Raw genomic sequence first — 12,367 nt, 5'->3', positions numbered from 1 at the left:
CACGAACAGGATGGAAACGAATCTCCATCCTGTTCGATAGGTCTTACCAGATCCTCATCCAGCCCAACTTAAGTGAACTGCATTAGGGCATGACCCCGCTTTTTTGCTGGCCGGACGATATCGGCCGATCAGTTGGCGGTCTTCGCCTTGTCCTGCTCTTCCTTGAGCTTCTTGGCGAAATCCTGGTTGTTCTTGGCGACGAAGTCCTGCAGCTTCTTCTGCCGGTCCTCGATGTCCGACTGCTGCAGCGCCGGGCCGTCATAGGCGCCGCTGAAGCCCTGCAGGGCGATCTTGATCGGATTGGGCTGGTTCTGGAAATTGACGGAAGTCAGCGTGATCGCCTGGCCTTTCTTGAATGCCGCGACGAGCTGATCGGTCAGCGGCACTTCGGCCACGCAACGATCCGGGAAGCAGATCACATAATCGAGCTTCTGCGCCTTGCCGGTGTCGATCTGCAGGCCGATGCCGGGAGGCACCAGACGGCCGGTCGGAACCGTCACCTGGAACACCTTGCGGTTCACCTTGCCCTTGAGCTCGATCAGGCTGACGCCGGTGACCAGCTGGCCGTTGCCGGCGGTGGTGATGTTCTGGACGTTGCAGATGTCGACGTCTTCCTGCTTGGTGCAGGCCTTGAACCAGCCTTGCGGAATCTGCTGTTGCTGCTGTGCGGAAGCGGCGGGGAGTCCTGCGCCCAGAAAGCCGATCACGCCAGCGGCCATGACCGACAGGCGGTACGCGTTGCTGTTCAGGCTCGTCATGTCGTGCACTTCCTCTCAAATGATCCCGGGACCGGCTTCTTCGTGCCGTGTGGTCCAGCTACCTGTTGCCGAAATGAGGCAACAGAATGACTTCGGAGGGCGTGTTACACTGCAAGCGATGCCGAATCCAGCCCGGCGCCTGCGATTCTTGGCCGTGCAATTTGCGTCGTGCGATTTGGCCTGATGTATCTGGCCGGAGCGCGGTGGCGCCATGCTAGGGTGCACTCCGAATCATCAAGCCGCCCAGTAAGGAGACGGTCATGGGCCGCGTTGTTGTTTGGCTGATCACCGCGATGTCGTTTCTCGCACTTTCGCATCAGCCGGCCGCATCGGAACCGAAGCACGCTATCGCCATGCAGGGCGAGCCGGCGCTGCCGCCCGACTACACGCATTTCGACTACGTCAATCCCGATGCGCCCAAAGGTGGCAACATCACCTATTGCGTCGTCGGCAGCTTCGACAACCTCAACCCTTTTATCCTCAAGAGCCTGCGCACGACGGCGCGCGGCATGATGGATACGATCTTCGGCAATCTGGTCTTCGAGCCGTTGATGCAGCGCAATGCCGACGAGGCTTTCACGCTCTACGGTTTGTTGGCCGACAGCGCCGACATGGACCCGGAGCGCAAGAGCATCGAATTCCATCTCAATCCAAAGGCCAAATGGTCGGACGGCCAGCCGGTGACGCCGGAGGACGTGCTGTTCAGCTATGACGTCTACACCGAGAAAGGCCGACCGCCCTACAGCGACCGCATGGCCAGGGTCGCCAAGCTCGAAAAGACCGGCGACCACAGCGTGCGTTTCACCTTCAACGACAAGGCCGATCGCGAATTCCCGCTGATCATCGCGCTGACCCCGATCATCCCGAAGCACGCCTTCGACAAGGAGACTTTCGACAGGACGACGCTCAAGCCGGTGATCGGCAGCGGCCCCTATACGATCGCGCAGGTGCAGCCCGGCCAGCGCATCGTGTTCAAGCGCAACCCGGACTACTGGGGCAAGGACGTCCCGGCCAAGCGCGGTTTCGACAATTACGACCGGATCACCATTGAGTATTTCCTCAACGCCAACGCCAAGCTCGAAGCGTTCAAGAAAGGCCTTTGCGCCATCGACGACGACAGCGATCCGGTGAAGCGCGAGCGCGATCTCGATTTTCCGGCCTTCCACAAGGGCGATGTGGTCGCGCAGACCTTCGACACCGGCATTCCGCCCGTGGTGACTGGTTTCCTGTTCAACACGCGGTTGCCGAAATTCGCCAACCCGGTCGTGCGGCGCGCGCTCGGCATGCTTTATGACTTCGAATGGGCCAACAAGAACCTGTTCGGCGGCAAGTACGCGCGGACAATGAGCTATTGGCAAAACTCCGAGCTTTCCGCGCTCGGCCATCCAGCGGAGGACAAGGAGAAAGCGCTTCTGGCGCCCTACCCCGGCCGCGTGCCGGCCGATGTCATGGACGGTACATGGCGGCCGCCGGTGACCGACGGATCCGGTCAGGACCGCCGCGTCTTGAAGGCAGCTTTCGATCTTTTGAAAAGTGTCGGCTACCACGTGCAGAATGGAACGATGCTCGATCCCGAAGGCAAACCCTTCAGCTTCGAAATCCTGACCGCGTCGCAGGACGAGGAGCGCCTTGCCGGCATCTACCAGCGCACGCTGGAGAAGATCGGCATCGACCTCACCATTCGCAGCCTCGACGGCGATCAGATCCAGTCGCGCAAGCAGCGCTTCGATTTCGAGGTCCTGGTCGGATCGAGCGGCTTCAACAACTCGTTGTCACCCGGCATCGAGCAGAGCGGACGCTGGAGTTCGGCCGCGGCCAGGACGGAAGGCTCGTTCAATCTCGCCGGCGTCGCCGATCCGGCTGTGGACGCGGCAATCGAGGCGATGCTGCGCGCCCGTTCCAAGGAGGATTATGTTGCCGCAGTTCGCGTTCTCGACCGGCTGCTGATCTCCGGCAACTACATGGTGCCGATGCAGTACAACACGCAGCAATGGATCGCCTACTGGAACTACCTGGAACATCCGCAAAAGACACCCATATTCGGGTATCAACTGCCAACATGGTGGCGCAAGCCCAACTGAGGGATCAGGGAGATCGAGATGAGCGAATTGAACGCCATCACCGTCGATGTGGTATCCGATGTCGTCTGCCCCTGGTGCTTCATCGGCCAGAAGCGGCTCGACAGGGCAATCGCCGCCGTCAGCGATGTCGACGTACATGTCCGCTGGCGGCCGTTCCAGCTCGATCCAACCATTCCGCCCGAAGGCAAGGACCGCCGCGAATACATGCTGGCAAAATTCGGCAGTGATGAGCGCATCCGCGAGATTCACGTCCGCATCGAGCCGCTGGGCGAAATCGAAGGCATCTCGTTCGCCTTCGACGCCATCAAGGTGGCGCCGAACACGCTGGATGCGCACCGGCTGATCCGCTGGGCAGGTGCCGCCGGCGAAGCCATTCAGAACAGGCTTGTGCGCCGGCTATTCCAGTTGAATTTCGAGGAAGGCGCCAACATCGGCGATCATGCCGTGCTGGTCGAGGCGGCGCGCGAGGCCGGCATGGATGCGTCCGTGGTCGCCACGCTTTTGCCGACCGAGGCCGATGTCGAGGCGGTGCGCACCGAGATCGCCACCGCGTCGCGCATGGGCATTTCTGGTGTACCGTGCTTCCTGCTCGAGGACAAATACGCGGTCATGGGCGCACAGGATGCCGATACGCTGGCCGATGCCATTCGCCAGGTGGCGGCCGCCAAGGCGCGCGGCGAACTGGAAAAAGCCGGCTGAGCCGACCGCCCTCTCCTGTCCGCGACAGCAGGAAACGTTACTTCACCGTCGCCTTGGCTTTGCTGATGAAAAATCCATGGCCGTTCGTCGCCATGCAGGACAGTCCCTTGGTTGACGACTGGCACGAAAACGGCCCGGCGCTCCAGCTGTTGCCGTAGCCAAGCTTGTCGACATCGCTGCAGCAGCCCTGCTCGCCTGGGTTCTTGATCAGCGTGGCTGGCCCCTTCGGACCCAGGATAATCGTGACGTAGCTTGGCTCGACGCGCGAGCAGCTCAGCTCCGGGCCACCATCCCTTGGTTCATAGGTGCCGGTGCCGCCTTTGGGCGTGTAGATGCAGCCGATGTTGCCGGACGGCGTGTTGAACTCGATCTGGCCTTCGGCGCTGGCCGGGATGCTCTGCTCGCCGGCATGCGCCAAAGGTACGAGGGGCAGCCAGGCGAAGAGGGACAGGATTGCGGCCGCGCGTGCAAGCATTGGGAGCTTCCTTGTTGGAGAACCGAACATGCATGAGTGTCGACGATGCCAGGCAAGGTTCAATCCCAAGCGGATGAATTGTCAAACGCAGTTCCTCAGCCGATCCGACAAGGAAGCGCCGCTCGGCCGATTCTCCGGTCACGTCCTGCCTCCGGCAAGGACGACAACGGCAAACCCGGCGAGATCGCGAACGGCAATTCTCGGGTGTTCGGGTCAACCCGCTTTGAGAAAAGCGCTCGGTCCGGACGATTTTGAGTTCACAAAACCGTGTGAAACACTTCCCTAAGGGAAGCCGCTCCAACGTTGCGTTTCTCCAACTCAAACATTTGAAATCAAAAGCGATATCGTGATTTTTGCCTATCGTTGTCGCTATATTTCAGCATGTAATCTGTTGCCTCACGGCAACGGCTGCCGGGGCAATCCGGTCCGCCCGGTTTTAAATTAATGGAAAATGATCAATTGGTGTTACCATCCGTAACAAAAGAAAAAAGGTTTGGGCGGGATCGTGATTCGGGTCGGTAGACCATCGCAAGAGTCAGTACCGGAAAAAACACCTCGCGATGCCGCAGGGCGATCGCTTCTGACGCCGGTGTCGTCGATGCGCAGCTTCTGGGGCCTGATGCGGGCCTACTGGGTTTCCGACCGCTGGAAGGAAGCCTGGACGCTGACGCTGGTGATCGCACTGCTCACGGCGCTGTCCAGCAAGGCCGGTGTTTGGTTCGCCGAAGCCTCCGGCGAACTGGTCAACTCGATCGCCTTCTTCCATGACGCCGCCAACACCACGCCGCTTCGCTCGCTGCTGGTCAATGCCGGCGTCCTGGTGCTGCTGGTCGTGCTCAAGGACGCCGGCTTCACCGGCATCCGCAGCCTCGTGTCAGCGACATTGCACCGCAAATGGCGCGGCTGGCTGGACAGCCGCTTCAACGAAGCGCTGCTCGACACCAATCATACGCATTTCCACGCCCAGCATGGTTCGTCCGGCAATGCCGCTCCCGACAACATCGATCAGCGCGTCCAGGAATCGATCAAGGACATGACCGGCGGAGCCATCGGCCTCGCCATGGGCGTCCTGGGTGTTGCCACATCGCTTTATTTCGTCGGCCAGAAATTGCTTGAAAACTCGGCGGAAGTGAAAGGGCTGGAATTTCTCGGCAGCTACGGCAGCGCGGTTTTGGCTTTCCTGGCGGTCGCCACCTACGTGCCGCTGAACACTTGGATCGCGGTCAAACTGGGTCGTCTGCTGGAACGGCTCAACGTCAGGATGCAGCAATCCGAAGGCAGCTATCGCGGCGAGTTGACCACTTTCCTGCGTCGCAGCTTCCATGTCGCGGCCTCGCAAGGCGAGGATGTGCAGAAGACGATGCACAATCGACTTTATGTCGACATCGACCGCACTTGGGCCCGGCTGAATATCGTCAACACAGGCTACAATTCGTTCGAGCTGATCTACAATTTCATTGGCGCCCGCATTGTCGCCTATGGACCTGGCCTGGTGCCGTTCATCCACAACGGTTTCGATCTCAAGGGCTACATAACCGGCTCCGAGCTGGTCAATTCGCTGATCAGTCAATGCTCCTGGTTCATCCACGTCATGCCGAACATCGCAACGTTGCGCGCCAACAGCCAGCGCGTCATCGAATTGGCGCAGGCGATCGAGAATGTCCAGCATCCGCAGGAATTCTACAGCCAGACCGGCCGCTCCGATTTCCACTACACCAGCCAGAACCCGGTTTTTGGCCTGACCATCCAGAAGCTCGAACTGGCGCATCAAGGCGAGGATGCGACGCCCTTCCTCAGCGCCGCCAATCTGCGCTTCCGGCGCGGCGAATGGACTTTCCTGAAAGGCGAGTCCGGCTGCGGCAAGACTTCGCTGATCAAGGCGATCAACGGCCTGTGGCCCTATGGCCGCGGCACCATTGTCTTCCCCGAGGGCGTCAAGAGTTTCTATGCCGCCCAGGAGGTCAAGCTGCAGCAGGTGACGCTGAAGCAACTGGTCTGCCTTCCGGGCTCCGAGCGCGACCATGGCGACGCGCAGGTCGCGTCGGCGCTGCACAAGGCGGGGCTCGGCGACTTTATCGAGCACATGGCCGACGAAAGCCGCGAAGGCAAAAGCTGGGACCAGGTGCTGTCGGGCGGCCAGAAACAGAAGCTGGTGGTGGCCCGCATCGTGCTGCAGCAGCCGGGGCTGCTGTTCCTCGACGAGGCGACCGGCGCGCTCGACCCCGACGGCAAGGTAGCCTTCCACCAGGCCATCAAGGACAACTGCCCCGATGTCACGGTGATCAGCGTCATGCACGAGGCGGTGGCGCCGAGATCGATGACGGGCAGCGAATTCTATCACAGCATCGTCGCGATCGCCGACGGCGTCGCCACCAAGAAGCCGCTGGTTCCGACCCTGCCCGCCGAACTCACCACCATTCTGGTGCAGCCAAGGCCGGTCCCAAGGCCGGTCGAAGACAAATGGCTGCGCTTCTCGCGCCGGCTGAAGCAGAAATAACGGTTAATCCACCCCGGTCTGCCTAGTCGAACGGCGGCCGGCAATCACAGTCTCGCGATCTCGGCCGCTCGTCGGCATTTTCCCTCCTCACCGCGATTGACACGGCAAGGCGCGCTCCTATGTTGCGCCCGCTTGCAGATAGTAAAAAAGCGAACCCGCAAGCGGAAAGGTCACCGCGCCATGCCTGGCGACAGTCACAGTCGAACGCAACAGCCGTCCGCCCTGACGTGACCTCACATGGTTCATGTCCTGCCGACGGCAAGGAGTGAGCCATGAACGAATTTACCGCCGTAGCCAGCGACGAGGCCGTCGCGATTGCCCGTATCCTAGCCAACGATCACGTCGCCGACATTGTCGAGGCCCTGAACAGCGAGCCTCGAGAGACCGCGACGGAACTGCTCTGTGAAGTGACGTTCGAACGTCTGGTCGAGATCTTCGATCAGCCGGAACTCGACGGCGCGTCCGAACTCATGGAGGCGCTGCCGCGCGCCAAGGCGGGCAAGCTGCTCACCGCCATGTCGGTCGACCGCGCCGCCGACATCCTGCGCGAGCTGGAAGAGCCGGCCCGATCCGAGCTGCTTGGCGGGCTCGCGCCGCCGCTGCGCGCAACCCTACTCTCCATCCTCGGCTATCCCGAAGGCAGCGCCGCATCGATCATGACGACGGAGTTCGTCAGCGTGCCCTCGGACTGGACCGTCGGGCAAACGCTAGACTACATCTGCAAGGTGGAGCGGACGCGCGAGACCGTGTATGCGATCTATATCGTCGATCCGCAAACGCACCTGCTTGTGCGCTCGACGGGCCTGCGCCGGCTGATCACCGGTGAGCCCGGCGATTCGATCATGACGGTGGCGCCGGATCATCTTCCGGTGACGGTCGGACCGCTGACCGATCGCGAAACCCTGGCGCAGACGATCTCCAAATACGATCTGCTCGCCGTTCCGGTCGTCGACCACGGCAAGATCCTCGGCATCGTCACCATCGACGACATCATCGACACGATGATCGCGGAGACGACCGAGGATGTGCACCGTTTCGGCGGCATGGAGGCGCTGGACGAGCCGTACATGAAGATGAGCTTCCTCGCCATGATCAAGAAACGTGGCGGCTGGCTGTGCGCGCTGTTCATCTCGGAGATGCTGACGGCCAACGCGATGCAGAGCTATGAGGGCGAGCTGGAGAAGGCGATCGTGCTGACGCTGTTCATCCCGCTGATCATGAGCTCGGGCGGCAATTCCGGCTCGCAGGCGACCTCGCTGGTCATCCGCGCGCTGGCGCTGCGCGAGATCGGTCTTGGCGACTGGTGGCGGGTGGCGCTGCGCGAGCTGCCCACCGGTCTCGTGCTGGGCGCCATGCTCGGCGTGGTCGGCGTCTGCCGCATTGCGCTGTGGCAATATATGGGCTTCTACGATTATGGCCCGCACTGGCCGCTGATCGCCACGACGGTCGGCGCGGCCCTGGTCGGCATCGTCACCTTCGGTTCGCTGTCGGGCTCGATGCTGCCGTTCGCCTTGAAACGCATCGGCTTCGATCCTGCCAGCGCATCGGCGCCGTTCGTCGCCACGCTGGTCGATGTCACCGGGCTGGTGATCTACTTCTCGGTGGCGCTGGTGATCCTGCGCGGCACGCTGCTGTAGCCGCTTCCTTATCTCCGCCGTGGCAAATACCTTGCTGCGGCGGAGTCCCGCAGTCCGGCTTTGCCGTCAATCCACCCGCGCGCCGTCCTTCACGCGATAGGTCGGCTTGTACATGGTGACCAGTTCTTCCGCCGCTGTCGGATGCACGGCCATCGTGCGGTCGAAATCGTCCTTGGTCAGGCCTGCCTTCAGCGGGATGCCGAGAAGCTGCGCCATCTCGCCGGCGTCCGGCCCCAATATGTGGGCGCCAAGCACTTTCTTCGACGCGCCGTCGACCACCAGCTTTATCAGCATCTTCTCATCCCGCCCGGACAGGGTGTGCCGCATCGGCCGGAATGTCGCGCGGTAGATCTCGATGTCGGGGAAGCGTTTGACGGCGTCGTCCTCCGACACGCCGACAGTGCCGATCTCCGGCTGTGAAAAGACGGCGCTCGCGATCGTCTCGTGATCGGGCGCGGTTGGATTTCCCTTGAAGGCGGTTTCGATAAAACACATCGCCTCGTGGATCGCCACCGGCGTCAGCTGCACGCGGTTGGTGACGTCGCCGATCGCCCAGATGCTGTCGATGTTGGTACGGGAATATTGGTCGACGGCGATCGCGCCGGTCTTGGTCATCTCCAGTCCGATGCCTTCCAGGCCCATATTCTCGGTATTGGGAATGCGGCCGATGGCCAGCATCACCTGGTCGACGGTCAGCACCTCGCCGCCGCTGACGAGCGCGTCGAGCCGGCCGTCCGGCCGCTTGCGGATCCATTCGGACACGGAATGGCAGAGGATTCTTATCCCCTTCTTTTCCATCGTTTCGTGCAGCATGCGCCGCAGGTCCATGTCGAACCGGCTGAGGATCTCCTTGCCGCGATAGACCAGCGTGGTGTCGACGCCGAGACCGTGAAAAATGTTGGCGAACTCGACAGCGATGTAACCGCCGCCCTCGATCATGATCGCCTTGGGCAATTCCTTGAGGTCGAAAGCCTCGTTGGAAAAGATGCAATGTTCATGGCCGGGCAGCGCCGGATGCGGCGCCGGGCGGCCGCCCGTGGCAATCAGGATCTGGTCTGCTGTGACGGTGCGATCCTCACCCAGGAGATGCACGATATGCGGATCGACGATCATGGCGCGCGAGTGGAAGGTCTCGCCGCCGGCGCCCTCGACGTTCCTGACGTAGATCGCCTCCAGCCGGCTGATCTCGCGATCCTTGTTGGCGACCAGCGTCTGCCAGTCGAAACTGGCTTCCGGCACCGTCCAGCCATAGCCGGCGGCGTCGGCAAAGTGCTCGGGAAATTGCGAGGCATAGACATAGAGCTTTTTCGGCACGCAGCCGCGGATGACGCAGGTGCCGCCGAAGCGGTATTCCTCGGCGATGCCGACACGCTTGCCGAGAGCCGCGGCGACACGCGCCGCCCTGACCCCGCCCGAACCGCCGCCGATGACGAAAAGATCGTAGTCGTAACCAGCCATGACGCGGCTCTCCAGGCTTCAGAAATGTGTCAGACAGGTAGGCCGCAAACCATCAAAAGAAAAGCCCGGACAGGCCGGGCTTTCGCGGGAGGCCGCAAGGCCATTTGAAATGCGGGATCAGTTGTTGTCCGCGGGGGCCGCGCCATCGGCGGGCGCTGCGCCATCGGCCGGAGCGGCGGCTCCGTCGGCGGGCGCGGCAGGTGCTGCCTGCGCCTTTGCCTTGGCGGCTGCGGCCAGCGTTTCGCCGACCTGCTGGGCGAGATCGCGGCCGAGGCCGTTCTGCCAGATGTCGGCTGCCTTGACCAGTTCGCGGGTCACCGTCGGGCCGCTATCGAGCAGCTTCTTGCCCGAATCGGAATTGTAGAAGGCGGCGATGTCGGCCAGTTCCTTTTCGGAGAACACTTTCGCGTAGGCGAGTGCTGCTTCCTTCTCGAGGTCGGCGCGGCGCGAGGCCAGCGCCAGCGCCTTCTCGCTGATCGTCTTGCCGATCAGTTCCTGCATATCCGGGTTCTTCTGGATCAGCTGCGATTCGAGCGCCGCGGCTGCCTGCGGCAGGATGTTGTCGAAAGGGTCGGTCGCGTGGATCGCAGAGACCGCCGCGCGGGCGGCCTTCAGGTGCGATTCCGTGACATCCTGCGAAAACGCCGGCGAAGAGAAGGCGAAAACGGCCGAGGCCGCCAGAAGGACGGAAAGGCTGCGAACCCGGTTATGCAACGTCATGATCGGTAGAACTCCCTGGTTTTCGGGCGGCATGGACGGTTTGGATACCGTCGCCGCCGGCGATGATGGCCGCTGAAGCCAGCCCGATGAAAAGACCATGCTCGACCACGCCCGGAATGGCATGGAGAGCATTCGAAAGCGCTCTTGTATCCGGAATGCGGCCAAAAGATGCATCGAGGATAAAATGGCCGCCGTCTGTAACAAAAGCCTGCCCTCCCGTCATCCTCAATGTGACCGGTCCGGAAAGACCGAGCTTTTCAGCTGCTGCGGCAACCGCGATTTCAGTGGCGCGCAGGCCGAACGGATTGACCTCGATCGGCAGCGGAAAACGGCCGAGCGTCTCGACCATCTTGGAGCGGTCGGCGATGACGATCATGCGCTGGGACGCCGCGGCGACGATCTTCTCGCGCAGCAGCGCGCCGCCGCCGCCCTTGACCAAGGTCAGTTCCGGGTCGACTTCGTCGGCGCCGTCGACGGTGAGATCGAGCTCTGGCGTTTCCTCCAGCGTCGACAGCGGCACGCCAAGCTCGCGGCAGAGCAACGCGGTGCGCTCCGAAGTCGGCACGCCGATGATGGTCATGCCGGTGGCGACCTTTTCGGCAAGCAGCCGCACGAACTCTTCGGCCGTGGTGCCGGTGCCGATGCCGAGCCGCATGCCGTCACTCACATGGACAAGTGCAGCGCGCGCGGCTTCGACCTTCAATTGCCTTGCATCCATGTCGGTAATTGCCCCGGAAACTCGCTGCCGGGCTCGTAGCATTTTTGCAGGTCCGGTCAAAGCCCTGGACGGCGCTTCTCCAGGTCATGCCTGTATAGGAATTATTTCCTTGACCGGTGAGGGCAGCTATGCTACATTTTTGTCCATGGTGCTGATTTGCGCCAACAACCCGCCGTCGAGGCGGGTTTTTCATATAGGACGGCCCGCCGCGAACGCCCGGCCTGATGGGCAGGCCCTGCCTGAACGAACTGGCCCCGCGCTTGCCTTGACGCGCCACAGCCGCTATCGCCTGCCCATTGCACACCTGCCCAGGACAGACCATGACCCGACCGATCATCGTGTTCGACCTCGACGGTACGCTGATCGACACAGCGCCGGACCTGCTTGACAGCCTGAACCACAGCCTTGCCGCCAGCGAGATCGCGGCGGTCGACGAAGCCGGCTTCAGGCGTTTTGTCGGTCACGGCGGCCGGGTGATGATCGAGCGGGCGCACGCCGCCCATCAGCGATCGCTTGCCGTCGAGGAGCACGACCGGCTGCTGAAACTTTTCCTCGATCACTACACGCTCAACATCCCCGGCAAGTCGCGCCCCTACCCCGGTGTCGTCGAGGCGATCGCGCGCTTCGAGGAGGCCGGCTATATCCTCGCCATCTGCACCAACAAATACGAAGCCAACTCGCTGGCGCTGATCGAGGCGCTCGGCCTGACCAAACATTTCGCCGCCATCGCCGGCCAGGACACGTTCGCCTTCCGCAAGCCCGACCCGCGCCATCTGATCGAGACCATCAAGCTGGCCGGTGGCGACCCGCACTGCGCGCTGATGGTCGGCGATTCGCAAACCGACATCGACACGGCGAAAGCCGCTGGCATCCCGGTGGTGGCGGTCGATTTCGGCTACACCGACCGGCATGTCAGCGAATTCGAGCCCTCGGCGGTGATCTCGCATTTCGACGCCCTGACGCTCGGTCTGGCGCAGAAGCTGATTGCCGCCGCCGGGTAGTGACGGGGAGTGGCGCAGGCAATCGCATATGGGCAAAGGCTTGCGTCCTACGAATACCTCCACCCCTAACCCCTCCCCACAAAGGGGGAGGAGATTCCGTCGGCGCTGATATCAGCAAATTTCCAACGTTCTCGACGCAAAAGGCGAGAGCGCGGCAGCTTACCTCCCCCTTGTGGGGAGGGTTAGGGTGGGGGTCCTCTTCGCAAGAATCTATACTCGATAGCGTTGGGAAGCGGCCTGCCCCCCCCTCGGCGACAACGCGGAAAGGGCAGCAAATCCGATCCTTAGCCGAACGCCGAACACCGCCTTGACTTCCCGCACCC

Annotated in this window: 10 protein-coding genes and 1 pseudogene; 5 read left to right on the top strand and 6 right to left on the bottom strand. The window is 62.2% G+C overall.

Annotated features, from left to right (window positions below; all coding sequences use genetic code 11):
• Positions 1 to 128 precede the first annotated feature (128 nt).
• A complete protein-coding gene (locus NKJ00_RS24690; protein WP_027036590.1) occupies positions 129 to 758 on the bottom strand; it encodes an invasion associated locus B family protein in 630 nt (209 codons plus the stop codon).
• Between the two features lie 260 nt (positions 759 to 1,018).
• On the opposite strand from NKJ00_RS24690, the gene NKJ00_RS24685 reads away from it, so the two are divergent.
• Together NKJ00_RS24685 and NKJ00_RS24680 are read left to right on the top strand one after the other, a co-directional pair.
• The gene (locus tag NKJ00_RS24685) at positions 1,019 to 2,839 is read left to right on the top strand and encodes an extracellular solute-binding protein (protein ID WP_352631603.1); all 1,821 of its coding nucleotides are present in this window, start codon (positions 1,019 to 1,021) and stop codon (positions 2,837 to 2,839) included.
• 18 nt (positions 2,840 to 2,857) lie between these two features.
• Positions 2,858 to 3,538, top strand: coding sequence for a DsbA family oxidoreductase (locus tag NKJ00_RS24680; protein WP_352631601.1), 681 nt, complete (start codon positions 2,858 to 2,860; stop codon positions 3,536 to 3,538).
• On the opposite strand, the pseudogene NKJ00_RS24675 reads toward NKJ00_RS24680, so the two are convergent.
• Together NKJ00_RS24675 and NKJ00_RS24670 are read right to left on the bottom strand one after the other, a co-directional pair.
• Positions 3,517 to 3,624: pseudogene (locus NKJ00_RS24675) on the bottom strand (hypothetical protein); the annotation flags it as partial. The gene NKJ00_RS24680 and the pseudogene NKJ00_RS24675 sit on opposite strands and share 22 nt — an antisense overlap.
• Entirely contained in the window at positions 3,576 to 4,013 is a 438-nt protein-coding gene (locus NKJ00_RS24670; protein ID WP_352552196.1) for a hypothetical protein, read from the bottom strand. The pseudogene NKJ00_RS24675 and the gene NKJ00_RS24670, both read right to left, overlap by 49 nt.
• A gap of 598 nt (positions 4,014 to 4,611) precedes the next feature.
• On the opposite strand from NKJ00_RS24670, the gene NKJ00_RS24665 reads away from it, so the two are divergent.
• Positions 4,612 to 6,510 (top strand): ABC transporter ATP-binding protein/permease, encoded by a 1,899-nt coding sequence (locus tag NKJ00_RS24665; protein ID WP_164780439.1) that lies wholly within the window; start codon positions 4,612 to 4,614, stop codon positions 6,508 to 6,510.
• 272 nt (positions 6,511 to 6,782) lie between these two features.
• Positions 6,783 to 8,147, top strand: coding sequence for a magnesium transporter (gene mgtE / locus NKJ00_RS24660; RefSeq protein ID WP_352631598.1), 1,365 nt, complete (start codon positions 6,783 to 6,785; stop codon positions 8,145 to 8,147).
• A gap of 66 nt (positions 8,148 to 8,213) precedes the next feature.
• Here mgtE and gor read toward each other — a convergent pair whose 3' ends face one another.
• From gor to rpiA, 3 genes are all read right to left on the bottom strand, one after another.
• A complete protein-coding gene (gene gor / locus NKJ00_RS24655; RefSeq protein ID WP_352631596.1) occupies positions 8,214 to 9,605 on the bottom strand; it encodes a glutathione-disulfide reductase in 1,392 nt (463 codons plus the stop codon).
• A gap of 117 nt (positions 9,606 to 9,722) precedes the next feature.
• Positions 9,723 to 10,325 (bottom strand): DUF2059 domain-containing protein, encoded by a 603-nt coding sequence (locus NKJ00_RS24650; protein ID WP_352631595.1) that lies wholly within the window; start codon positions 10,323 to 10,325, stop codon positions 9,723 to 9,725.
• Positions 10,312 to 11,043 carry a ribose-5-phosphate isomerase RpiA gene (gene rpiA, locus NKJ00_RS24645; RefSeq protein ID WP_352631593.1) on the bottom strand — a complete coding sequence of 244 codons (732 nt, stop codon included), beginning with the start codon at positions 11,041 to 11,043 and terminating at the stop codon, positions 10,312 to 10,314. Before rpiA ends, NKJ00_RS24650 begins: the two co-directional genes overlap by 14 nt.
• Positions 11,044 to 11,363: 320 nt before the next feature.
• Between rpiA and NKJ00_RS24640 the strand changes: the two genes are divergently transcribed.
• A complete protein-coding gene (locus tag NKJ00_RS24640) occupies positions 11,364 to 12,044 on the top strand; it encodes a phosphoglycolate phosphatase (protein WP_352631591.1) in 681 nt (226 codons plus the stop codon).
• Positions 12,045 to 12,367: the final 323 nt, after the last annotated feature.

Source organism: Mesorhizobium sp. M0227 (genome assembly GCF_040321855.1).
Classification (GTDB): Bacteria; Pseudomonadota; Alphaproteobacteria; order Rhizobiales; family Rhizobiaceae; genus Mesorhizobium.
This window is presented reverse-complemented; position numbering and strand designations above follow the sequence as displayed.